This is a genomic window from Pseudomonas sp. Lz4W (assembly GCF_000346225.2).
Lineage (GTDB): Bacteria > Pseudomonadota > Gammaproteobacteria > Pseudomonadales > Pseudomonadaceae > Aquipseudomonas > Aquipseudomonas paraversuta.
The window spans coordinates 4,960,243-4,984,516 of record NZ_CP017432.1 but is presented as its reverse complement, the minus strand read 5'-3'; the positions used below and the strand labels follow the sequence as shown (position 1 = coordinate 4,984,516).

The 24,274-nt window shown below is 57.0% G+C and carries 21 protein-coding genes; 16 read left to right on the top strand and 5 right to left on the bottom strand.

The window, feature by feature from the left end:
* Positions 1-23: 23 nt before the first annotated feature.
* Together B195_RS22690 and B195_RS22685 are read left to right on the top strand one after the other, a co-directional pair.
* Complete coding sequence (locus B195_RS22690; protein WP_003438031.1) at positions 24-1,214, top strand: HlyD family efflux transporter periplasmic adaptor subunit; 1,191 nt, start codon at positions 24-26, stop codon at positions 1,212-1,214.
* Between the two features lie 13 nt (positions 1,215-1,227).
* A complete protein-coding gene (locus B195_RS22685; RefSeq protein ID WP_003438033.1) occupies positions 1,228-2,160 on the top strand; it encodes a S9 family peptidase in 933 nt (310 codons plus the stop codon).
* A gap of 58 nt (positions 2,161-2,218) precedes the next feature.
* Here the strand turns inward: B195_RS22685 and murF are convergent, their stop codons facing one another.
* Together murF and B195_RS23155 are read right to left on the bottom strand one after the other, a co-directional pair.
* Positions 2,219-5,353: a UDP-N-acetylmuramoyl-tripeptide--D-alanyl-D-alanine ligase gene (gene murF, locus B195_RS22680; protein ID WP_003438034.1), complete on the bottom strand. Its 3,135-nt coding sequence runs from the start codon at positions 5,351-5,353 to the stop codon at positions 2,219-2,221.
* Between the two features lie 209 nt (positions 5,354-5,562).
* Positions 5,563-5,763 (bottom strand): ribbon-helix-helix protein, CopG family, encoded by a 201-nt coding sequence (locus tag B195_RS23155; RefSeq protein WP_029612854.1) that lies wholly within the window; start codon positions 5,761-5,763, stop codon positions 5,563-5,565.
* Positions 5,764-6,233: 470 nt separating this feature from the next.
* Between B195_RS23155 and B195_RS22670 the strand changes: the two genes are divergently transcribed.
* The 11 genes from B195_RS22670 to cfaB all read left to right on the top strand — a co-directional run bounded on the left by B195_RS22670 (position 6,234) and on the right by cfaB (position 18,640).
* Positions 6,234-6,479: a hypothetical protein gene (locus B195_RS22670; RefSeq protein WP_003438038.1), complete on the top strand. Its 246-nt coding sequence runs from the start codon at positions 6,234-6,236 to the stop codon at positions 6,477-6,479.
* Positions 6,480-6,868: 389 nt separating this feature from the next.
* The gene (locus tag B195_RS22665) at positions 6,869-7,783 is read left to right on the top strand and encodes a LysR family transcriptional regulator (RefSeq protein ID WP_003438040.1); all 915 of its coding nucleotides are present in this window, start codon (positions 6,869-6,871) and stop codon (positions 7,781-7,783) included.
* A 162-nt stretch (positions 7,784-7,945) separates the two neighbouring features.
* The gene (locus B195_RS22660) at positions 7,946-9,280 is read left to right on the top strand and encodes a serine hydrolase (RefSeq protein ID WP_003438042.1); all 1,335 of its coding nucleotides are present in this window, start codon (positions 7,946-7,948) and stop codon (positions 9,278-9,280) included.
* A gap of 104 nt (positions 9,281-9,384) precedes the next feature.
* Positions 9,385-11,322 (top strand): protease modulator HflK, encoded by a 1,938-nt coding sequence (gene hflK, locus B195_RS22655; RefSeq protein WP_003438049.1) that lies wholly within the window; start codon positions 9,385-9,387, stop codon positions 11,320-11,322.
* Between the two features lie 11 nt (positions 11,323-11,333).
* Entirely contained in the window at positions 11,334-12,359 is a 1,026-nt protein-coding gene (hflC, locus tag B195_RS22650; protein ID WP_003438050.1) for a protease modulator HflC, read from the top strand.
* Positions 12,356-13,414: a protease modulator HflK gene (gene hflK, locus B195_RS22645; protein ID WP_003438052.1), complete on the top strand. Its 1,059-nt coding sequence runs from the start codon at positions 12,356-12,358 to the stop codon at positions 13,412-13,414. Before hflC ends, hflK (B195_RS22645) begins: the two co-directional genes overlap by 4 nt.
* The gene (locus B195_RS22640; protein ID WP_003438054.1) at positions 13,411-15,324 is read left to right on the top strand and encodes a cation-translocating P-type ATPase; all 1,914 of its coding nucleotides are present in this window, start codon (positions 13,411-13,413) and stop codon (positions 15,322-15,324) included. The genes hflK (B195_RS22645) and B195_RS22640 overlap by 4 nt, the downstream gene beginning before the upstream one ends.
* 110 nt (positions 15,325-15,434) lie before the next feature.
* Positions 15,435-15,686, top strand: a complete 252-nt coding sequence (locus B195_RS22635) for a hypothetical protein (RefSeq protein WP_003438056.1) — start codon at positions 15,435-15,437, stop codon at positions 15,684-15,686.
* 65 nt (positions 15,687-15,751) lie between these two features.
* Entirely contained in the window at positions 15,752-16,597 is an 846-nt protein-coding gene (locus tag B195_RS22630) for a DUF692 domain-containing protein (protein WP_003438057.1), read from the top strand.
* Positions 16,588-17,373: a DNA-binding domain-containing protein gene (locus B195_RS22625; protein ID WP_003438058.1), complete on the top strand. Its 786-nt coding sequence runs from the start codon at positions 16,588-16,590 to the stop codon at positions 17,371-17,373. Before B195_RS22630 ends, B195_RS22625 begins: the two co-directional genes overlap by 10 nt.
* An 85-nt stretch (positions 17,374-17,458) precedes the next feature.
* Positions 17,459-18,640 (top strand): C17 cyclopropane fatty acid synthase CfaB, encoded by a 1,182-nt coding sequence (gene cfaB, locus B195_RS22620; protein WP_003438061.1) that lies wholly within the window; start codon positions 17,459-17,461, stop codon positions 18,638-18,640.
* Between the two features lie 51 nt (positions 18,641-18,691).
* On the opposite strand, the gene cls is transcribed toward cfaB, so the two are convergent.
* Positions 18,692-20,131 (bottom strand): cardiolipin synthase, encoded by a 1,440-nt coding sequence (gene cls / locus B195_RS22615; protein ID WP_003438063.1) that lies wholly within the window; start codon positions 20,129-20,131, stop codon positions 18,692-18,694.
* Positions 20,132-20,269: 138 nt separating this feature from the next.
* On the opposite strand from cls, the gene B195_RS22610 reads away from it, so the two are divergent.
* Positions 20,270-20,794 carry a DUF3617 domain-containing protein gene (locus tag B195_RS22610; protein WP_003438065.1) on the top strand — a complete coding sequence of 175 codons (525 nt, stop codon included), beginning with the start codon at positions 20,270-20,272 and terminating at the stop codon, positions 20,792-20,794.
* Here the strand turns inward: B195_RS22610 and B195_RS22605 are convergent.
* Both B195_RS22605 and folE2 read right to left on the bottom strand, forming a co-directional pair.
* Entirely contained in the window at positions 20,791-21,351 is a 561-nt protein-coding gene (locus B195_RS22605; RefSeq protein ID WP_003438067.1) for a DapH/DapD/GlmU-related protein, read from the bottom strand. The genes B195_RS22610 and B195_RS22605 overlap by 4 nt on opposite strands.
* Positions 21,351-22,244 (bottom strand): GTP cyclohydrolase FolE2, encoded by an 894-nt coding sequence (folE2, locus tag B195_RS22600; protein WP_003438069.1) that lies wholly within the window; start codon positions 22,242-22,244, stop codon positions 21,351-21,353. The genes B195_RS22605 and folE2 overlap by 1 nt, the downstream gene beginning before the upstream one ends.
* A gap of 145 nt (positions 22,245-22,389) precedes the next feature.
* Here folE2 and zigA point away from each other — a divergent pair, with 145 nt between their 5' ends.
* A complete protein-coding gene (gene zigA, locus B195_RS22595) occupies positions 22,390-23,598 on the top strand; it encodes a zinc metallochaperone GTPase ZigA (RefSeq protein ID WP_003438071.1) in 1,209 nt (402 codons plus the stop codon).
* Positions 23,595-24,248, top strand: a complete 654-nt coding sequence (locus tag B195_RS22590; protein WP_003438073.1) for a DUF1826 domain-containing protein — start codon at positions 23,595-23,597, stop codon at positions 24,246-24,248. The genes zigA and B195_RS22590 overlap by 4 nt, the downstream gene beginning before the upstream one ends.
* Positions 24,249-24,274: the final 26 nt, after the last annotated feature.

Here is a 24,274-nt window from a genome sequence, read left to right as displayed (position 1 = left end):
CGCAGCACCAGGGAGGCACTCCGATGGCGGGGGCTTCCCGAGGTACCGGTAGTCAGTCCGATGATGGCCTCGATGACGCAGTCGTCGTGCGCTCTACACGTATTGTCTGGTGCGTTGCCTTGATGCTGCTGGCGTTTGGTACGTGGGCGTATTTGTTTGAAATAGATGAGGTGTCGACAGGCACCGGCAAGGTCATCCCGTCGTCTCGCGAGCAGGTTATTCAGTCGCTGGAGGGCGGTATCGTTACCGAGCTGAATGTCGCCGAAGGTGACATCGTCAAGCAGGGAGAAGTACTCGCCAGGCTCGACCCTACCAAAACCGAGTCCAACCTGGGTGAGAGTGCGGCCAAGTACCGTTCATCCCTGGCCAGTGTGGCGCGGTTGCAGGCGGAAGTGAGCGGCACAACCCTGACTTTTGACGAGGAACTCAAGGGTTATCCGGCGCTGATTGCAGCCGAAACAGATCTTTACAAGACCCGACGCAAGGGGCTTGAAGAGTCTCAGGCCGGAGTACGCGCCTCTCTGGGGCTGGTGCGCAGCGAACTGGAAATCACCGAGAACCTGGCCCGCGTAGGTGCGGCGAGTAACGTTGAGGTCTTGCGCCTGAAACGCCAGAAGTCCGAGCTTGAGCTCAAGCTTACCCAGTCGCGTTCCGAATACATGGTGCGCGCCGGCGAAGAACTGGCCAAGGCCAACTCCGATGTACAAACCCTGGCTTCGGTACTCAAGGGCCGCTCCGATTCGGTCACCCGGTTAACCTTGCGCTCACCGGTGCGCGGAATTGTGAAAGGCATTGAAGTCACCACCATCGGCGGCATCATCCCGCCCAATGGCCGGTTGATGCAGATCGTACCCATGGATGACCAGTTGTTGATCGAAGCCCGTATCTCACCCCGGGACATCGCGTTCATCCACCCGGACCAGGATGCCAAGGTCAAGATCACAGCCTATGACTACTCCATCTACGGCAGCATGGACGGGAAGGTGGTCACCATTTCACCCGATACCATTCAGGACGAAGTCAAACCCGAGGTCTTCTACTATCGCGTGTTTATCCGCACCAATGACAATGAACTTCACAACAAGGCCGGCAAGGCGTTTGCCATCGTACCGGGAATGATTGCCGCGGCAGACATCAAGACGGGCCGTAAAACCGTGCTCGATTATTTGATCAAACCCATGAACCGTGCGCGTGAAGCATTGCGCGAACGCTAGTCGGAGGTGGGCGATGGTTGTTTCGCGGTTACTGCTTTGCCTGGCAGTTCTGGCTTGCTCGCCGGCATGGGCGCTGGGCACGGATGACGTCCCGTTGCTGTGGAACACTGCGGCCAACCAGGCGTCCTGTGTCGACCCGGACTCGGCTTTGTGGGTCGAGTTTGCCAGCGGCAAGGCCTGTATCCGCTACTTCAGTTCTTCGCCGCTAGAGCATGCTCCGGTAGTGATCGTAATGTTTCATGGTGACCGGAACATCGAAATGCACCGCCCACCCGAAGCCATAGCGGGCAACACCCTCACGGCCAAAGACAAGCAGGCCGCCACGCTGACCCGGCGAGCCGGCGTGCCGGTGGTGATAGTGGCGCGTCCGGGCACCTACGGCTCCAGCGGTAACCACGGGCAGCGGCGTCAGGCCAGTGAGTTTCAGGCATTGGCGGTTGCGCTCGACCAATTGCGCAAGCGTTATGGCATCGGGCAGTTTGTGTTGCTGGGGCACAGCGGTGGGGCAACGGTGGTTGCATCTCTGTTGACACTGGGGCGTACGGACGTGAAATGCGCGGTCATGACGTCGGGCGCTTTCGGCTTGCTCGAGCGGGCCCGCATGATTCGTCAAACCAAAGGCCTGCCTGCCCGTGACGGGCGCGACACCAATGGTTTATTCAACCCCTACGATCCCCTGGAGCATATCAGCGGCATTTCCAGGGTGGCTGCCCGGCCGCTGTATGTGATCGGCAATCCCGGCGATCAGGTTGCACCTTTTGAGTTGCAGAAAAAATTTTACCAGGCGCTAAAAGATGCCGGGCACACGGCACGGTTGATCGAGGCACCGGCCATTGCGCCGGCTAACCATCAACTGCGCAACGACATTGCCCTCAAGACTGCTTCCGCCTGTGCCAGAAGCGGGCTTGCTGGCGATGCTTCCAGGAACGCTGCGTTCACACAGTGAAAACGCCCTTCATCGCCAGCAATTGAGTGTCGAGCGGCACGCTCGCGGGCCCTGCCAGTCAGGCCGTTGCAGACTGCCCGGTGCGCGTGAGCGATTCGACCAGTTCCGAGAGGCCGGTACCGCCTGAGCTTTTTACCAGCACCCAGTCCCCTGCACGAAACCAATGCGCAGCCTGCTCTGGCAGTTTGACCTGCAGCGCCTTGATGTCCTCAAACCACACAACACTCGACTGGTCGCGCAAGTGCATGTAAAGCGCATGCATCTGCGGCCCGCAAAGCACGGTGTGTCGAGGAGAGGCGGCGACAAGATATTCCGCCAGTTCAAGGTGATAGCGCGACGTATCCGGGCCGAGCTCAAGCATATCCCCCAGAACCGCAACCCGCTGATTGGCCGGGACGGGTAATTCGGCGAGCATCTTCAACGAGGCCACCATGGAGCCAGGGTTGGCATTGTAGGCATCGTTAATCAGATGGTAATCACCGTCTGCACAGGGGATTTGCAGTGTATTGCCACGACCGGAAACGGCCTCGAATGTCTCCAGGGCACTCAGTGCTTCGGCTGTCGGCAGGCCCGCGGCTACCAGTGACGCCAGTACCGACAGGGCATTAAGCACCATGTGCCGACCGCGTGCGCGAAGGTTGAAGCGTACCGTCGTCCCCTGCAGGCTGGCAGTGATCTGAAAGTGTGACGGCATGCTCTTGCACTCGATCATCCGTAGATCGGCGTGTGGGTGTTCGCCATAGCTGAGCACCGTCAATTGCGCCCGCTCGGCTGCTTGAGCGAATACCTGGAAATAAGGCATATCGCGGTTCAGCACAGCGTGGCTGCCCGGCGCCATGGATCTGAAAATCGCACTTTTCTTGCGCGCCAGGTTCTCCAGGGTGCCGTGGTATTCCAGGTGCGCAGGCGACAGGCTGGTGACGACTGCGACGTGAGGCCGAACCAGATCCGAATTGATGGGCATCCTGCCCACGGCCATTTCCAGCACCCAGAATTGAGCCGGGTCGGTCATGCAGGCCATGTTCCAGGCGATGCCATGGGGCAGGTTGGCATTGCCGTCGGTTTGCGCCACGGTACCCAGTGTTTGCAAGGCATGGGTAAGCATGGCGACCACGGTGGTTTTGCCGGCACTGCCCGTGACCCCGAATACCTGGCCTGTAAATGCCTGCCGGGCGTAGCGCCCCAGTTGCAGCATGGCGTCAGCCGTGTCCGGGACTTGCAGCACAGGTAATCCGGCGTTCAGGTAGGGTGTCGGGTCGGAACAAATGAAAGCTGACGGGCGTTGTGCTATGTCAGCTTTGGCCCAGAGACGCGCCAGTCGTGCTTCATTGATCCCGATCTTGCTTTCAGGGCGGTTCAGCATGCGATGCGGTTTGAAGTAAGCCATGGATGGAGCCAGGCCTGTTGCTTGCCACCCGGCCTCGGGAGCTATTGCCCAGGAGCCGCCAGTGGCTTGTGCAACACTTTCTGCATCCCAGCGCCAGCCATTGGCCACCGGCAGCTCGTACTGGACTTGTGGTGCACCATCAAGCAGGTAGCGGTGGTACGCAATGAACCCGGAGAGGTAGTGCTCCACATCATCGATGCGCACCCGGAACGCGTGGTGGCGGATGAAAAACGAGCCGACGATGCGCTCAGGATTGCGAAAGAACATGGCAGTTTCCGGCCAGAAATACCCATTCAGTAAATGGCCGGCGCGGTAGTGCAGCGCGCGATAGAACTTGTCCAGATCGACTTCGTTGAGCAGATGGCGCAGCGACGGTTCCTGGCTGATTCGCTGCAGCATCTGCTGGGCGGCCATCATGAGTTCAAGCAAGGTCGGGAAGGTGGTGATGCGCAACAGGACAAAGTCCAGATAGTCCGTCACGTTGTTCAAGCCGAAACGGAAATACTTTTCTTCCGGACGGTGGCGCGTCAGCTCATTGACGCAGTAGCTCAACCAATGGTCATGCTCGCGCCAGTGTTCTTTGGCAATGAAATAATCGAAGGCTTTTTCCACCACATTCAGCCAGCGCTCGTCACCGCTCAAGCCATAAAGACGCATCAGCCCGAATGCGGCTTCACCGTCGTAATAGATGATCCGGAACGGGGCTTTGACGCTCAGATCCTTGGCATGCAAGACATGATTGAAGCCGCCCGTGAAGGGGTCTTGCATCCAGCTGATGCCATTGGCCAGGGCTGTCAGTAGCGGCAGATAGTCGCGGGTGCCGGTGACCTCGCTGAACTTGACCAGCGCCAGCAGGCAGACCGCATTGCCGCCCAGTTTGATCTCATCTCCCTCATCCACCAGGAACGCTGCCGCGCTGCCATCGGGCAAGGTGTAGTGCTTGATCAGCTGTTCGGTGAGATAGCCAAGGGAGCGACGTATTGATGCTTCAAGCGCATCATCTGCGGTCAGCTCCCAGGCCTCGATCATCGAATAGGTGGTGCTGGCGTGTCGCAGCGTGTTGTAGTTCTGGATCGTACGATCGAAGCACGGGAACTGGCCATAGATGAACTGCCCGCTGTCCTTGACCTGACGGCCGAGAAAATCCGAGGCTGTCGTTACCTTGTCCTTGATTTCGGCCGCGCTCAGTAACCCGCTGAGGCGTCGTCGGCCGACATCTGGCCCGCTGCTGCTCAGCGCATGGGCTTTGCCGTCTTCGGCACAAAACACAGCTTGAGTCTGGAACAGGTAAACCGGGGTTTGAGAATCCGACTGTGCTTGCATGGCCGCGACTTGAGCGACTGAATGGCTAAAGCGTCTTTTCGCATAAATCAGATAATTGTTTATGTTGAACGAGGCAAGAGGAACGTTGGGGCCACCGTAAAGAATGGCGTTGGCGTTGATTTCCTGTTCGGTGATGGCGGTGACCAGGGCTGGGTCGAAGGCCATGCCGTATCTGAAGTAGTTACGTTTGTGGCGCTTGAGGCGTTCCTGAAATTGAGCCCACGACAGCGGCATGATGTTGACGGCGCGTTCAACCCTTAACCACTGGCGCTCCTGCGGCTGCTGTGCAAGGTTCAGCAGGCCGGCGCTCCACGCATTTTCAAACGTGTCGGCGCTGACGTGGAATACCCGGGCCCGCTGTGTACCGTCACTGATAGAAAAAAATAATGTACAAGGCTCGGCTGCAGCGCTGCGGTCACCGAGGTCTGCAGTGGATTCGCTTAACAATGCATGACAGGCCTGGAGTTGCTGTATCAAAGACATAATCAAATCCATTATCAACGTCAGATGACGACAGAGTGCTGACTGAAATAAAGTTATTTTGTCCTGCAGGACAGCGCTCTAGCGGGCAGGCGGACTATAAAATCACACAGGTCGGGCATCATATAACCCGCGGCCAGCATCCACTATTAATCATTTAGTTATAGATGAGGCAGCAACATAATACTTTAGGATTAGTCAAAGACTTAATACTAATTGATTATATGTGAGCTTACATTGCTTGACTCTCCAGGTGGCAGGTTATTGGGCACCTCGAGAGTATTCAGATGATTCTTGATTAGCTTTCTAAGGATCTGCGAGACCGTGAGATCAGCCATCTCAGAGAGGGCCTCCAGTTTTTCCTTGGTTGGAGTATCAATCAATATGGTTAGCCGCGTAGATTTCTTGTTCATGTTAGATCCTTCAAGTCCCACCGCTGCAGTCTCGGGGTTGGCTTTCATCATCCTGATTAACGATGAGGTAAAAACGCTTTTTAAAACTTGTGAGTTACTTTAATTGATCAAATGAAAACTTTCCACTTAAGGATTTTCAAAAACAAGTCCTGAGCTGTGCTGAATCCTGGCCTCACCCTCCCGGCCAGCCATGCTCCGGATGACGCTTTTCTGTCATCGAATACGCCAGCCCGCACTAACCCGGGGTGGCGAACGGTTCCTCGTCGAGGCGGATCCGGTCGTGCCGTTCTTTGCCAAGGCCGCCGGGAAGCGAAAACCTGAGCAACTGCAAACCAGTCTGCACCTTCACCCGTTGCAGCACGGGTTCTGCCTGCGTCATCTGACGGCTGGCAAGTGCTCCAGAAGATTGTCGCCATGGCTCCATGCCCGCGCCCGGGGCTGTTCGCATCGATCGCGAAGACAGGGCCTGCATGGATATCCAGCCGCCGCTGGAGACAGTTGTTTTGGGCCAGGAATCCCGCATCAATTACTCTGGCCTTCGTGATACAGGAACACGCGGTCGTTACTTTATTGACAACACTCATCCTGTTGGCGCAGGCGCCAGTTATCTGGATCGATCGATTGAAGCCACAACTAAAAACGAAGACCTGCTTCAAGAGCCCGCAAACAGTTTTCAAAGTACAGAGCTCTTCGGGGGCGAGGGTATCGATCAATAACTTGAACAATCTTTGTATATGGCGCCTGCTAATAGTTGCCTTGCCATCCTGCTCGGCCCGCTCTAATGAGTAGTTATAGGGGGGCTGAAGTTTATTATAAACTTGCCAGCTTAAAGGCTTGGAGGAACAGCTCTATTATGTGCATCTCTAGAACTCACGTTTCTCCGGGTGATCGCAGATGCCGGAAAAAGAAATATATGAATTATCGCGACTGTCTTTTATTCGGGCAACAAAGGCAGGCATCAATCAGGTTGATTTCTTTCACCGCCGGCAGTTGCACGCCACAAGCGATCCGGCACTTTATTGTGTAATAATTGGTATAGCCCACTTGACCGGTAATACGGGTTGAGTTGTTTTTGGCACGAGGATTACACCGTCAGGGAGTCGACATGCTTTATACCAACGCACTGAAGCAATTGGATATGCAGGACATTTCGATTGTTTTGTTGCTGATTGAAAACCGCAGCGCCAAGCGGGTCTCGGAAATACTCAACTTGAGTCAGTCGAGCATCAGTTACAGCCTGAAAAAACTGCGCAATTGTTTCGACGACAAATTATTTGAAAGCTGCGAAGGCGCCATGCAGCCCACCGCGCGGGTATTGGCCATGCAGCCTTACCTGCAAAATATTGTCCAGTGCATTAACCAGTGCGCCAAAGAGGGGGTTGCCCAGACATCGGCGACCCGGCAGTGGAACATCACTGCCCCCGAGTATTTCGAAATATTGATGCTGCCCGCGCTCTTGCAGTCAGTCCGTTCGGCAGGGCGTAACTGGTCATTGGGTGTGAGCCGCCTGGGTGAAGATTTACCGATCAATGGGGTACTGGAAGGGGAGACCGATGTATGTTTCGGTTTCGGCGCGGGCTATCACCAGCGTCATCCGCTTTTGGACTATCGAAGCATCAGTGAAGATTCTTTTGTGTGCTTATCCAGTGTGCAAAAGCATCAGCCGAAAACGACACTGAATATTGATGAATTCTGTGAAACACCCCAGGTATTTCCAACGCCATGGTTATCGGAAAAAAACATGGTGGATGATTGGCTGGGCAAGCAGGCACGCAGCAGAAAAATAGTTACCCGCGCCAATTCCTACCACGCCGGGGTCAATATTTTATTGTCGGTTCCGTCACTGATCGCGATTCCGAAAAAAATATTGCCGACGCTGCCCATACCGCCGCAGATAAAAATTCTTAACCCCCCTGCAGGTTTTCCGACCTTTACGCTGGATATGATCTGGCGCAAAAAAAGAAATATCCATAGCGACTTTCATCAACTGGAAGCTCTGATCGGGGAAATAAAAATATAAATCGCCCATGCCGACCCAGGACCTGTAGCTGCCGGCTCCCGGATCAGATTCAAGCTATGCAAAGTAGCCGGCATGCCGCAAGGTGATGCGCGGCCAGGAATTGAAAAGGAACATTCAGTTCTGTTGTTGGCCCGAGTCTCGTTCCTTTACTGAGGCGTATGCATGTTTAAGCATCTTCTGAATCCCGCCCGCACCGGTGCGGTTTTTTTACTCTCGTGCCTGGCAGCTTCCATTGCCTGCGCAGCCGACAAAACCACTTACCCCGATGCCGCCGCCAGTGATCCCAAGACTATGGGCTGGATGGTCGGCGCGCCACCACCGGCCGATCGTATCGTGCGTTTTGCCGATGGCAGTTATTTCAATTTTCCGGCAATGCGCTGGAGCGTTTCCAACTTCCGCCAACTGATGCCTACCACCAATGTATCCCGTGGCCTGGGAGCACCGGTGCCGCTGGCTCGGGCGTTGCGCAGTGATATCGACAAGCTGACCTTTGTGCCCCTGGGCAGCCAACAGCCAATGACCTGGGAACAGTCCCTGGCGGCCAATTACACCGATGGCATCGTGGTACTGCATCGCGGGCAAGTGGTCTACGAGCGTTACTTCGGTGTGCTCAACCCCGAGGGTCAGCACGGCGCCATGTCGGTCACCAAATCGGTGGTCGGGACCATGGGTGCCATGCTGGTGGCCGATGGCACTCTGGATGCCAATAAAAAAGTCGCGGACTATGTTCCGGAACTGGCCACATCTGCTTTTGGCAACGCCACCCTGCGCCAGGTGCTGGACATGACCACCGGGCTTAAATACAGCGAAGACTATGCCGACCCGAATGCTGAAGTCTGGCAACACTCGGCAGCGGGCAGCCCACTGCCAAAACCCAAGGACTACACCGGCCCGCGCACGTATATGGAGTTTTTGCTGACCGTCAAACCGCTGGGCGAACACGGCCAGGCCTTTGCTTATAAAACCGTCAATACCGATGTCCTGGGCTGGGTAATTGCCCGGGTGACAGGGCGTAACGTTGCGCAACTGATGTCTGAAAGAATCTGGCAACGCCTGGGTGCTGAACAGGATGCCTACTTCACCGTCGACTCCATCGGTACTCCATTTGCTGGCGGCGGGTTGAACACCGGGTTGCGTGATCTGGCGCGGTTTGGCGAGATGATCCGCAATGATGGCCAGTACCTGGGCCAGCAGATTGTGCCCAAGGCCGTGGTCGATGATATCCGTGCCGGTGGTGATAAAGCCGCCTTCGCCAAGGCCGGTTATGACCTGCTCAAGGGCGGCAGCTATCGCAACATGTGGTGGGTCACCCATAACCCGGACGGTGCCTTTATGGCGCGTGGGGTATACGGCCAGCGGATCTATATCGATCCCAAAGCCGAGATGGTGATCGTACGTTATGCCTCCAATCCGATCGCCGGCAATGCGGCCAACGATCCGGTAACCATTCCGGCATTTGAAACCCTGGCCAAGCAGTTGATCGCACACCCGGAGTAACGCTACGAGCGGTCTTTGTAGAAAGATGAAGATCGCCTCCGGCCGACAGAAGTTTCACTGATTTTGTTTTATCGTAACTAGATATTTCAAAATATGGAGCTTCCATGCGTGTCGATTTAGATGCCGAGGAGGGCGGTCTTGAGTCTTTGTCTCGTTTTCAAAGTGCCTCTGCTCAGGCTCGTCAGCTTTTTCAATTAGGGGTCGTACTGGCGGCTTTGGCATTGATGGCGTGGGCAGTGGCTTTTTTTATCAGCCTGTTTTCGTCAGAGTCTTTATGGCCGGTATTGCTCAACAACAATGCGGCGGCGTTGCTGGTTCTGGCGGCAGGTGCGCAATCCGCGTTCCGGGTCGCCAATTGGCGCAATAGCGCATTACACCCCGTACCACCCGAGGCCATTGAGGCTCAACCCGACGAAGAGTTGAGTGCCTACGAGCGCTTTTGCCAGGGCCTGAGCCGCGAGTCGTACCGCTTGATAGTCAATATCGGTGCGCCTGCGCTGTGGCTGGCAGGTCTCGGCGGGTTGGCATGGTGGAGTGTGCAACACACCTGGAACCTTGGATTGCCGGGTGTTGCCCTGGGTACTTGGGGCAGTATCGCGGCAGGTTGTGCGGTGCTATTGGCATTTGCCCTGTTGGTGCTGGAACGCTACCTGGCACAACAACAACCCGCACAATGGCCTGAGGCCCGGCCTTTGGCGCCGCTGGTGCGGGTACCGATCATCACCTTTTTGCTCAGTGCGCTGTGTTTGCTGTTCAGCAGCGCCGAGGCCCTGTGGCCGGCGCGACTCGCGGTATTGATCGGCCTGTTGCCTGCGGCGGTTGCGATTGAACTGATGTTGCGGGCAGTGGCGGCATTGTTCAGTCCGCGGCGTGACAAGCTTGAGCCGCGCATGATTGCGCAAAGTTTTATCGCCGGCATGCTGCGCTGGCCGCCGCAACCATTGCTGGCCCTGCAGCATGAATTGCACAACCGGTTTGGCATCGATCTGCGCCAGATCTGGGCGTTCACCTACATGCGCAAAGCATTCTTACCGGTATTGGCCCTGGTGGTTGTCGTCGGTTGGGTGCTGAGTGGCGTGAATGAAATCCCCCTGCAGGGGCGTGGGATCTATGAGCGCTTCGGCAAGCCGGTGGCCGTATTGGCACCGGGCCTGCACGCCGGTTTGCCCTGGCCGCTGGGCCGGGTGCTGGCGGTGGAAAACGGCGTCGTGCATGAACTGGCCACCGCTACCGAATCGGCTGGCGAGCCAGTACTGACTCCCGCAGACGGGGCGCCGCCGGTCACGGCCAACCGGTTGTGGGATGCCACCCATGTCAATGACAAGTCCCAGGTCATTGCCAGCGACAACCACGATAAACAGGGCTTTCAGATCGTCAACATGGACGTGCGTTTCGTGTACCGCATTGGTTTGAGCGACCAGGCGGCGATTGCCGCCACCTATCACAGCGACGATGTGCCGACCTTGATCCGCAGTACTGCCAGCCGAATTCTGGTGCATGACTTTGCCTCGCGCACCCTGGACGGCGTGCTTGGCGAGCAACGCATCGCACTGGCCGCCGACATCGGGCGTGCAGTGCAAAAGGATCTGGATACCCTCGACAGCGGGGTGGAAATTCTCGCCACCGTGGTTGAGGCCATCCATCCGCCTGCCGGTGCCGCCAACGCTTATCACGGGGTACAGGCCGCGCAAATCAGCGCGCAGGCCCTGATTGCCCGCGAACGCGGGGCGGCCAGTGAGCAAAGCAACGTTGCGCAAATGCTTGCCAGCGCCGCTCTGGATCAGGCCCATGCCAGCGCCCACGAAGTGAATGCCACGGCACAGACTGCCGACCTGCGTTTTGATGCTGAACAAAAAGCCTATGCCCGTGCCGGACACGCCTTTGTCCTGGAGCAGTACCTGGGCCAGTTGAGCACGGGCCTGAACAACGCAAAATTGCTGATCCTCGACCATCGCCTTGGGGGCAGCAGCGCGCCGACCCTCGATCTGCGTTCTTTCACGCTGCCGGCCGATCCTGTCGCGCCGCGTAAAGCTGTTCAGTAAGGAGCCCTCTTTTGACTCAGTCACATTCCCCCGAGCAACACGATCACAGCGGCCATCACCATGGCTGTTCACATCACGGCCATCATCATGGCGCGGGCCATGAACCGGGCCCGTTTCCGTGGCGGCGCATGGGTTGGGCGACATTGCTGGTGCTGTTTGCCGTAGCCGCGGCAAGTCTGGTGCAAGTGCGATCCGGCGAAGCGACGGTAATCACCCGCTTTGGCAACCCGGCGCGGGTGCTGCTCGAACCCGGGCTAGGCTGGCGCTGGCCGGCTCCGTTTGAAATCAGCGTGCCGGTGGATTTACGTCTGCGCACTACCTCCAGCGGCTTGCAGGACGTTGGCACCCGGGATGGTCTGCGGATTATCGTTCAGGCCTATGTGGCCTGGCAGGTACAGCCCGATACCGAAAACGTGCAGCGTTTTATGCGTGCCGTGCAGAATCAGCCAGACGAAGCGGCCCGGCAAATCCGTACGTTTGTGGGTTCGGCGCTGGAAACCACCGCCGCCAGTTTTGATCTCTCAAGCCTGGTGAATACGGATGCCAGCCAAGTCAAAATTGCCGATTTTGAAGCGCAGTTGCGCCAGCAGATCGAACAGCAATTGCTCAGTACCTACGGGGTTCGCGTGCTTCAGGTAGGTGTCGAGCGGTTGACACTGCCCTCGGTCACGCTCACCGCTACGGTTGACCGGATGCGCGCCGAGCGCGAAACCATCGCCACAGAACGTACCGCGGCAGGCAAGCGTGAAGCGGCGCAAATCCGTTCCGCCGCCGAGCGTGATGCGCGGATTCTGCAAGCGGATGCCAGTGTTAAAGCAGCCGCTATCGAGGCCCAGTCGCGGGTGGAAGCAGCGCAGATTTATGGCCGGGCTTATGCCAGCTCGCCGCAGCTGTACAACTTGCTGCGTTCGCTCGATACCTTGGGAACCATGGTTAATCCGGGCACAAAAATTATTTTGCGCACCGACGCCGCTCCCTTCCGGGTGCTGGTGGATGGCCCGCCGACCCTGGACTCCAAGGCTGGATCGACGCCATGAGCCAGACACCTGATGAGATTCCGGGGCGCAGCAGCCCGTGGCAGCAGGCCGGGCGCCTGGCTTTTCTGGGGCTGTACGCGGTCACTGTGTTTGCAGCCATCGCCTGGGGCGTTTCCAACGTACGCCAGATCGATCCGCAAAATCGTGCGGTGGTGTTACGCATGGGCGCACTGGACCGGATTCAAAATGCCGGGCTGCTGCTGGCCTGGCCAAGGCCTTTCGAACAAGTGGTCATCGTGCCTGCGGCAGATCGGGTGAGCGAGCGCCGCATCGAAAACCTGTTGCGCTCGGATGTGGCGCTGCAGGCCGATCGCGTGGCCTCGTTTGCCACACCGATCAATGATGCCCTGGCTGGCTCCGGGTATTTATTGACCGGCGACGCAGGGGTGGTGCAACTGGATGTGCGGGTGTTTTACAACGTCACCCAACCCTATGGGTTTGTGCTGCAGGGCGAACACGTTTTGCCGGCGCTGGACCGATTGGTGACCCGCAGCGCGGTAGCCCTTACGGCGGCGCGGGACCTGGACACTATTTTGGTGGCGCGCCCTGAGCTGATCGGCAGTGACACCCAGGCCGCAGAAAGACGCGAGCGTTTGCGCGGCGATTTGGTCCAGGGCATCAACCAGCAACTCGCGGCATTGAGTGCCACCGGGCAGGGGCTGGGACTGGAAGTGGTACGGGTTGATGTGCAATCGAGTTTGCCGGGCCCTGCGGTGAATGCGTTCAACGCGGTACTGACGGCCAGCCAACAAGCGCAAAAGGCCGTGGCCAATGCCCGCAACGATGCCGCCAAACTTTCCCAGGCCGCGACCCAGCAAGCCGACCGCACCGTCGAGCAAGCCCGGGCTCAAGCCAGTGAGCGCTTGGCCAAGGCGCAGGCCGACACGTCGGCCATTGCCAGTCTGGCCAAGGTGCAACAGGTCGGGAGTGATCCGGGTTTGCTGTTACGTCTGTACCGCGAGCGCTTGCCGAACATTCTGGGGCAGGCGGGTTCTGTCACCAGCGTTGACCCGAAAGATGATTCCCGTCTGATTATTCAGGGAGCCGGACAATGAGTACCTCTGCCACACAGCCCGCCGTCGGTATGCTGACCAGCGCTGAACAACGCAGCGCCGCCCGCCAGCTCACTCTGGCCATGCTGGCGCTGGGTCTGTTGGGGCTGGGCCTGGTCTGGCGCTGGCTCATGCCACTGCAAGTCGGTACCAGTCAGTTGCTGCTGGGGTTTGCATCGCTGCTGGTCGCGGTGCCGGTCATGCGTTCGGCGTGGTACAGCCTGCGCTATCCGAGTCTGCACGGGATCACCGATCAGCTGATTGCACTGGCGATGCTCGGTGCATGGGCCACCGGCGATTTGCTGACTGCGGCATTGCTGCCGATCATCATGATTTTTGGCCACGTACTCGAAGAGCGCAGTGTCATCGGCTCCCAGGAAGCGATTCACGCCCTGGGCAAATTAACCCGCAGTCAGGCGCGTTTATTTCAAGCAGACGGCAGTTTGCAGGAAGTCGACAACGCCAGTCTGAAGCGCGGCGATCAGGTTGAAGTGCGCGCCGGTGACCGGGTCCCGGCCGATGGCGTGGTGCTGTCGGGCCAGGCCAGTCTGGACACCGCTTCGATTACCGGTGAGTCAGTACCCCTGGAAGTGAGCGCGGGGATGCCGATCTTTGGCGGGGCGATCAACCTGGATGGGTTGTTACGGGTAGAGGTCACGCGAACCGGCGATGAATCGACCCTGGGTAAAGTGATCGCCCTGATGCAAAACGCCGAGCGCTCGAAACCGCCCATCACCCGGTTGCTGGAGCGGTATGCCGGTGGCTACATGGTGTTGGTGTTGATGATCGCGGCGGTCACATGGTTTATCACCAACGATGCACAAGCGATGCTCGCGGTGCTGGTCGCGGCGTGTCCCTGCGCTTTGGTGTTGTCGGCACCGGCGACGGCCATTGCCGGGATTGCGGTGGCGGCGCGCCACGGGATATTGATCCGCAGCTCGGCGTTTCTTGAAGAGCTGGCCGACCTCACGTCGCTGGTGGTGGATAAGACCGGCACCCTGACGTACGGCACCTTGCGCCTGCAAACCATTGAATCTGATCTGACCGGGCACCAGCCTCTGCTGCAACTTGCCGCCAGTTTGGGCGCGGCCAGCAGTCATCCGGTAAGCCGGGCGCTGGCCGGGTTGGTGAGTCACGAGCAGATGCTGGCGCTAACCGAGGTTCGTGAGCGCCAGGGGTTGGGCGTTGTCGCCAGTACCGGGCAGGGTGAGGCTGCGTTGGGGCGCCCCGAGTTGTTCAAGCAATTGGGCATCGTCACTACCCCGGTACCCGGGCACGACGGACCCATTGCCGGCCTGTCCCTGGGCGGGGAATTTCTGGGCTGGTTGTTGCTCGCCGACAGCGTCAAGCCTGAGGCCCGGCAAGCCTTGAGCGAGTTGCGTGAGCTGGGGCTCGGGCGCCAGGTGTTGCTGACCGGTGACCGTCAGAGTGTCGCAGAGCATTTGGCCCGGGTGGTGGGCATCAGCGAGGTTCAGGCCCAGGCTTTGCCTGAAGATAAATTGACCCGGGTGTTGAGCGAAATCGAGCGGGGCTTTCGTCCGATGGTGGTGGGCGATGGCATCAACGATTCACTGGCACTCAAGGCTGGTGTGGTGGGTGTGGCCATGGGCGCGGGCGGCGCCGACATCGCTCTGGCCTCATCCGACATTGTGCTGATTGGCAGTGATTTACGGCGCCTGGGCACGTGCGTGCGGTTGAGCCGTGCATGCCGGCACACCCTGCAGGTCAATGTGGTCATAGGTCTGGGCTGGACCCTGGCCATCGTCGCCGCTGCCGCGTTTGGTTGGCTGGGCGTGGCGGGGGCAATGATTGCCGCGCTGTTGCATAACCTCAGTACGTTGTTGGTATTGGGCAATGCAGGGCGATTGTTGAGGTTCCACGAGCCTTTGCAGGCATTGGTCGATGAGCGTTGAAATATTTCGGGTGGCCGCTGTAACAAGTTTGCCCGGTGGATCTCTAGTGGTACGTCGCAGCTGACATTGTGTTTGCCCGACGTACCATGATGCTCATCGAGGATACAAAAATGACTATCAAATCCGCAGCGGCGGGTGCCGCTCTTGCTCTTGCCGCCGCCTCCCTGTTTGCCGGTGTTGCCACTCAAGTGTCAGCCGCCGATGCGCAAGTGCATTGCTATGGTGTGACCTCGTGCAAAGGCATGAACGATTGTAAAACCGCCGACAATGCCTGCAAGGGGCAGGGTGCCTGCAAAGGCCAGGGCTTCAAAGCCATGACTCAATCAGCGTGTATGGAAGCAGGTGGCACGGTCGGAAAATAATCCAACAGCCATGTGCCCGCGGCAGTACTGATGGTTGCTGCGGGTACTTCAGCGAGAATGCCGTGATGCAAAAAAACCTTCCCCGCCCGGGCTACGGCCTCGGATTACGCAGTGAGTACTATCAACCGATACTTGAACAGTCGCCGGCGGTGGACTGGTTCGAAATAATTTCCGAAAACTATATGGTCGAGGGTGGCAAAGCGCTGTTTTATCTCGAGGCGATTGCCGAGCAATACCCTGTGGTCATGCACGGTGTATCGCTATCGATCGGCGGCCCCCATGGGTTGGACTTCGAGTATTTACGCCAGCTCAAAAAGCTCGCCGAACGGGTGCAGCCGGTCTGGATTTCAGATCATTTGTGCTGGAACCGGGGCAATGCGCATCAGCTCCATGACTTGCTGCCTTTGCCCTATACCGAAGAAAGTCTGCATTACATCGCCGGGCGAGTACGCCAGGTTCAGGATTTTTTGGGCCGGCCGTTGATCCTGGAAAATGTCTCCAGTTACGTGCGTTCGAGTGCTGATGAATTTACCGAGTGGGCATTTCTTGACGCTCTGACTCAACTCAGCGGCTGCGAGTTATTGCTGGACGTGAACAACGTGTATGTCAGCGCGCGCAACCATGGCTTTGATCCCTGGGAATTTATCAGCAGCTTGCCCGCTGAAAAAATCCGCCAGTTGCATCTGGCCGGCCACAGTGATTATGGCGACTACGTGATCGATACCCATGATCAGCCCATAAGCGACCCGGTCTGGGCGCTGTATCAAAAAACCCTGGAGCGCCTGGGCCCGGTTGCGACTTTAATTGAGCGCGATGACCATTACCCGCCCTTTGAAACCTTGATGGCCGAGCTGATCAAGGCTCGCCAATTGGGGCAACAGGTTGTAGAGCGAAGATCGCTATGCGCCTGAATGAATGGCAACTGGCGTTTGAAAATTACCTGCTGAGTGATGCCGTAGAGGCGCCTTCGTCATGGGTGACCAGCTTGCAGGGGGGGCCGACGCTGGACGTATCCGGCGGGCTGGCGATTTATCACAATGCTTATCGCGGGCGATTGCTTGAAGCCCTGCGGGGCGACTATCCGGCGCTGGTGTATTGGGTTGGCGACGCGGAGTTCGAGCAATGGGCGGTTGCTTACATCCGACAGTGTCCTTCTGCGCATTTCAGCCTGCGCTGGTTCGGTGCAGGTTTCGCCGGGTTTTTATCGGGGAATCTGGATCAACAACAGGCAGCACCTCTGGTTGAAATGGCGACTCTGGAATGGGCCTTCACCCTGGCCTTCGATGCACCCTCCCGGCAGCCTCTAACCTGTGAAGAGATGACTGCTTTGCCCGCGAGTGCCTGGCCCGACTTACAGGTTGAGCTGGTCCCGAGTGCGCAGTGGGTAGAGTGCCGGTTCAACACGTTGATGCTCTGGCAGGCGTACAAAGCCGGTGAATCTTTTGTGCCCAGCGAGCGGATTGAAGCCATGGAAGTGTGTCTGATCTGGCGCTCCGGGCAGGTCTGTCAATATCGCAGCCTCGGCGTTGAAGAGGCCAGTGCTTTGCAAGGCATGAACCGCGGGTGGTCTTTTGCCCAACTGTGCTCAGCACTCGAAGTCACCCATGAAGAAGGGGCGGCACTGCAGGCCGTGACCTGGTTCAAGGATTGGTTGAGCTTGGGGTTTCTAAACCGTCGCACGCTCTAGCTTCAACCTTCTGGCCCATGGGGCTGAAAGTTTCTGTTAATCAACTACCCTGTAATCTTACGTCTGAAATGTAGGAGGATTACAGATGCTCGCGCAACTTCCACCGGCCTTACAGAAACTTCAGCTTCCATTACGCCTAAGGCTTTGGGACGGTCACGAGTTCAGTTTTGGCCTGACGCCCAGCGTTACGATTGTGGTCAAGGATCCGGCTCTGGTGGCTGAGTTTACTCACCCGAGCCTTGATCTTTTGGGGAGTGCATTTGTTGAAGGACGACTCGAACTGGAGGGGTCCATCAGTGAAGTCATACGGGTGTGTGATGAATTGAGTCAGGCGCTTATCGAGGAAGAAGACACGGCGCCATCTCGTGTTCACCATGACAAAGCCACAGACGCTGCATCCATTTCCTATCACTACGATCTATCCAACGACTTCTACCAGCTGTGGCTTGACCGTGACATGGCCTATTCCTGTGGCTATTTCGAAACCGGTGAAGAGAGCCTGGACGAAGCACAGCAAGCCAAGTTCCGGCTGCTGTGTCGCAAGTTGCGGCTAAAGCCTGGCGAATACTTGCTCGATGTTGGCTGTGGTTGGGGTGGCCTGGCGCGATTTGCCGCCCGTGAGTTCGGGGTCAAGGTGTTTGGCATTACCCTGAGCAAAGAGCAATTGAAGCTGGCACGAGAACGGGTCAACGCCGAAGGCCTGCAAGATAAAGTCGACCTGCAACTGCTGGATTATCGGGATCTGCCACAGGATGGCCGGTTCGACAAAATTGTCAGTGTCGGGATGTTTGAACACGTAGGGCATGCCAACCTGCGAGAGTATTGCGAGATTCTGTCCAAAGCCGTACGTGAAGGTGGCCTGGTGATGAACCACGGGATTACCGCCAAACACACGGATGGACGACCTGTCGGCCGTGGAGCCGGGGATTTTATCGAGCGCTATGTCTTTCCCAATGGCGAGCTGCCGCACCTGTCAATGATGACTGCCGAGATCAGTGAGGCCGGGCTGGAAGTGGTCGATGTTGAAAGCCTGCGCCTGCATTACGCGCGCACGCTGGAGCATTGGAGTCAGCGCCTGGAGAGCAATCTTGAAGTAGCAGCAAAAATGGTTCCTGAGCAAATCTTGCGTATCTGGCGCCTGTATCTTGCGGGCTGTGCCTACGCCTTTGCCCATGGCTGGATCAACATAGACCAGATACTGGCGACCAAACCCCGTGCGGATGGCTCGCTGGAATTGCCACCTACCCGTGCGGATATTTATCGCTAAGAGTTTTCGCCGGGCGAAAAGGCCGTGCCGCGCAAAGCGACACGGCCTTTTTTATAGGACGGGGGAAACCAGCCGGGCAACGCGCATGGCCAGTTGCTGGAGACGGTGGGTGGCCTTTATGTCGGCTTCGGTGATCTCCCGGGCCAGGGCGAAGTCATCGAGCAACATGTTCTCCACCTGGCTGGCGAACCCTTGGTCGACGGTGAGCAGCATGACTTCAAAATTGAGGCGGAACGAACGGTTGTCCATATTGGCACTGCCGATGGCGCTGATTTCGTTGTCTACCAACACCACTTTTTGATGCACAAAGCCGGGCTGGTAACGGAAGATCCGCACGCCTGCGCGCACTGCTTCAAAGGCATACAGACTGGAGGCCGCGTAGACAATTTTGTGGTCTGGACGTGACGGTATCAGGATGCGGACATCGACCCCGCGTAGGACTGCGAGGCGCAATGCCGAGAACACCGCTTCATCAGGTACGAAGTAGGGCGTGGTTATCCACACCCGGTGGTTGGCTGCGTGAATGGCTTCGACAAAAAACAGCGAGCAGGTTTCGTAAGGATCTGCCGGGCCGCTGGCCAGGAACTGGCAGAGCACCCCACCGTCCGGATAACTCTGCGGCAGGATCAGGGGCGGTAATTTGCGTGCGGCCCAGAACCAGTCTTCGGCAAATGATTCCTGCAGGCAGGCCACCACCGGACCGCTGACTTCGACATGGGTATCGCGCCACGGCGATAACGGCGGTTTGGCCCCCAGGTATTCGTCGCCGACGTTATGCCCGCCAACGAACCCCGTCACACCATCCACCACCACCACTTTGCGATGGTTGCGGAAGTTCACCTGGAAGCGGCTGATCCATCCGCCACGGGTAGCGAAGGCATAGGTTTGTACACCGCCAGCGCGCAGGCTTTCGCCGTAACTTTTGGGCAAGGAGTGGCTACCAATGCTGTCGTAGAGCAAATAGACAGCAACCCCTTGGGCAGCCTTTTCCAACAGCAGAGCGTGCAACTTCATGCCGATGTCGTCGTCATGGACAATAAAAAACTGAACCAGTACGACCTGTTTCGCCTCGCGTATGGCCTTGAAAATCGCCTCGAACGTGGCGGTGCCATTTATCAGCAAACGCACGCTGTTGTTCGCCAGGCAGGGCATGCGGCCCAACTTGGGCATGGCCCGCAACGAGGTATAAGCTTTGGAGCTGCGGGCTGCCAGTGCTTCCTCAACCCAGGGGCGCCAGTTGAGATCGGTGATGGCTTCACGCATTTCCTGATTGGCTTCGCGTCGGGCGCGAATGTAATCGTCGAACGTACTGCGGCCAAATATCAGATAGGGAATAAGTGTGAAGTAGGGGATGAAGAATAATGACATGGCCCAGGCAATCGAGCCCTGCGCCGTTCTCACAGTCAGTACGGCATGCACTGCGGCAATCAAGCCCAGGCTGTGGATTAATAAAATCAGGTATCCGAAAACGTGTGGGCCTAGATAATCCATGCGTATCCTTGCTCCTCAATGTCCGACGTTGTAACTACTAACAGACCATGTTCTGTTATGAATGTCCCTATTTAGTTGCGCGTGCAACGCCCTTCAGTTTTTGACGTCTAATGCGGACAATTCCGTAGGAGTTTCTTGATGAATGTTCGTCTGCTTGGGTTATTTATGGCCTGTGGTTTGTCGATCCCCGTAGCTGCACAGGCCCAGATGCTGCAACCGGGTCTGTGGGAACTTACCTCCAGCAACATGCAGGTAGATGGTCAGCAACTGCCTGACTTGCAGGTAATGCTAGGCCAATTACAGAACATGCTGACCCCGGAACAAAAAGCCCAATTGGAGAATCAGGGACTGACCATGGGAGGCAAGGGGGTTCGGGTTTGTCTCACGCCCGATCAGGTTAAATCGGATGAGATTCCACTGACCGATCCCAAGTCAGGATGTAATCAGCAGATCACTGAGCGTAGTGGAAATAAATGGAAGTTCCGCTTTAGTTGCCCAAAAGCCCAGGGTGCCGGGATAGCAACTTTCGTCAGCGATCGTGAATTCACTACCCAGGTCAATGGCACCTTCAACGCGACGGGCATCCAGCAAAAAGGCAGCATGGATACCCGCGCGGTCTGGCTCGGACAGAACTGTGGAACAGTCAAACCACGCGCTGATTAAAATTCGTTTTGCAGCGCTTTATAGCCGCGCACCAGATCTACGTTGGTGCGCGCTACATCCTCTGAAAACTCCGAGGCACTGACACTGACGGGAGAAAACTGGCTCAGGTCAGTGTTGGGTCCGATACGTGTCGTTGACGGCACATAAAAATTATCCGGCAGGTCGCGGCCATCTACGACCGAGTTATGCCGGACTACGCAACCATCCCCCAGCTCGCAATTGAACAGCACGCTGTTGAAACCGATGAACACCCGGTCGCCAACACGGCATGGCCCGTGGACGATGGAGCGGTGGGCAATCGAAGTGTATTCACCAATGGTCACTGCCGCCCCGGACTTTGAATGTATGACTACGCCATCCTGAATATTGGAATTGGCACCAATGCTGATGGGCTGCATACCGCCGTCCTTGTCGACTTCGTCGGCGCGGATAACGGCATATGGCCCGACGAATACGTTCTCGCCAATCACCACCTTGCCGCAGATGATGGCGGTTCTGTCGACGTATGCGGACTCTGCAATTTGCGGTAAATCGCCGGACGGATTTTTGCGGATCATCAGACTCTCCAGTTCCAGCGGCTTTCAGCGACGGCATCATGGCTGTGCAGACTTTCGGCGTGAACCACTTTCAGCATGAAGCCTTTCACCCCGGGAGCTATCTTCAGTGCCACATTCAAGCGCCGCGCGGCATCTTCACAAAACATTAAATTCTGCCCATTGGCCAGAGCGAAGGCTTGTTCATCTGCGCGCTTCACCGCAGTTTGTACCGCAGTCCCCAGCGCTCGTTCTGCCTCATCAATGATCATTTCGATCGGCAAAGACTGTAGCTCGGAGCTCAGGTTGAGCTGCAGGCAAGCGGTACTTCTTTGGCTATGGGGTGTTGCGACTATGCCTTGTGAACTGCCAAGCCAGGTTAATACATCGGCGTGATGCAGCGGCTGGTTGGCAAAGTCACTGACGAATTGTTGCTGAATTAACTGCCGGGCCAATGCCGCCGAGCACGGGCAGGTGGATGAATAGGTCACCTCAATTTTTAGTTCCACGTGGAACATTCCGTTTTTCAGAGATGCATCGATGCTCACCGGGTAACTCTTCCAGCCGCTTAAAGGGCTGACCAGTGCCGGCCGCTTTAGCAGCAATTGGGTGTGAATTCTCAGGTAGGCACAGATCGATAAATCATCGTGACTGTCGAGAAATCGCTGCAAAATTATTTTCAAAAGTAGAGGGTTCAGCTCCTGCGACTCTAGAACTTCTAGCGCGAGATAAAGGCGCGACATGTGGATCCCGCGAGCTTCTCCATCATCTAGGCTAACGCCTGCATCGGCTGTTGCGGTGTGTCGCTGAGCGTTAATCAGCACGGGCAATGCGATCCCGCACATGCCGACCCATTCGAGGGGTAGAGATTGTCGGGCGTTTTGCGAGGCGATGTCCGGAAGGGTCAGGGCGTTCATTAGGGCTTCCATCGAGTGAATGGCGAAACGTTACAAGATAACAATTCTAATGCTTTGTATTGTTATAATGTATCATTATCGACGATCGGAAACGGTCGGCCTTAAAGCGGGCGCTTTGACCTGCTAACCCTGGTGAGGAACTCCCATGTCAAAACGTTTGCCGGTGACTGTGCTGTCCGGATTTCTCGGAGCAGGAAAAAGTACCCTGCTCAATTACATTTTGCGCAATCGCGACAACTTGCGCGTGGCCGTCATCGTCAATGACATGAGCGAAATCAATATTGATGGTGGTGAGGTTCAGCGCGATGTGAGCCTCAATCGGGCCGAAGAAAAACTGGTCGAAATGAGCAATGGCTGCATCTGTTGCACCCTGCGTGAAGACCTTCTTGAAGAAGTCAGCAAGTTAGCCAAAGAGGGGCGGTTTGATTATTTATTGATCGAATCAACCGGTATTTCGGAACCCCTGCCGGTGGCAGAAACTTTCACTTTTCGCGACGATTCAGGCCAAAGCCTGGCCGATATCGCTCGCCTGGACACCATGGTCACTGTGGTCGATGGCCTGAATTTTTTGCAGGATTACCAGGACTCGGAGAGCCTGGCATCCCGTGGAGAGACCCTGGGTGAAGACGATGAACGCTCAATAACCGATCTGCTAATAGAACAAATTGAGTTCGCAGACGTTATCTTGATCAGCAAAAGTGATCTCATCAGTAGCGCCGACCGCCTGGAATTAATCGCCATTCTTGAGCGCCTGAATGCCCAGGCCGAAATAATTCCGATGGTGATGGGTGAAGTCCCTCTGAAAAAAATCCTCAATACCGGCCGTTTTGACTTCGAGCGGGCAGCCCAGGCACCGGGCTGGTTACAAGAGTTACGCGGCGCGCATGTGCCGGAAACTGCGGAATACGGCATCGCTTCCACGGCTTATCGCGCGCGCCGGCCGTTTCACCCCGAGCGTTTTTTTAATTTTATTGATCGGCCCTGGACCAACGGCAAACTGCTGCGTTCAAAGGGCTTTTTCTGGCTGGCCAGCAAGTACCAGGAAGCAGGCAGCTGGTCCCAGGCCGGGGGCCTGATGCGCTATGGATTCGCCGGACGCTGGTGGCGTTTCGTGCCCCGCGATCAATGGCCAGAAGATGCACAAACCAGGGCTGAAATCCTGCAAAAGTGGTTGCCGGACACCGCAGACTGCCGTCAGGAGCTGGTGTTTATCGGTCAGCACATAGACTTTTTGCTGCTGACGGCGGAACTCGATGCCTGTTTGCTCTCGGATGCAGAAATGAGCTTGGGGGTCGAGGTGTGGAAGCAGCTGAACGATCCGTTTGGGCAATGGCACGAAGAGGTGGCCGGATGATGCAAACGCTCGCTCAAATTGCCCGCCCGGCGGTCGGTGACGTGCGGGGAACAAGCCCGGATGTGATGGCGAAAATTCTTCAGGATGACGTCAATATGACCATTTGGCAGCGTCAGTTGCCGGTCCAGATCACCGATTTTTCAGCTTTGTTACTTTCGCTGGATGAGCCTCTGGCGGACGCATTGGTGCTTGAAATGGCCGATGAAAAGGCCCGGCCGAACCTCAGCGGCCTTGCCTCAAGGTTCAACGATCTGGAGGGCTATGAGAGCTTTATTGCCGACATTTCCTGGCTCGTCAGTGCCTATGCCTGTTTGTTGGGCGCAAAACGCATTGGGCTGCGTCTGAGGGCTCTGGATAAAGCGATGTGCCCAAGATTTCATGTGGATCACGTGCCTGTACGACTTATTACCACTTACGCGGGGATAGGCAGCCAGTGGTTGAAGGAGGGCGTGATGGAGCGATGTCAGCTAGGACAACCCCAGGCCGAACCACTGGACTGTTGGTTAATTGAGCAAATAAATACCGGCGAGGTGGCATTGCTCAAGGGCGAAAAATGGCAGGGCAATGAGGGGGCTGGCCTGATCCATCGTTCGCCGGCATTGGCTCCGGGAGAGCGGCGGCTGATTTTGACCCTCGATTGGCTGGCCTGAGGCATATTGTTTACTTCGATCAATAC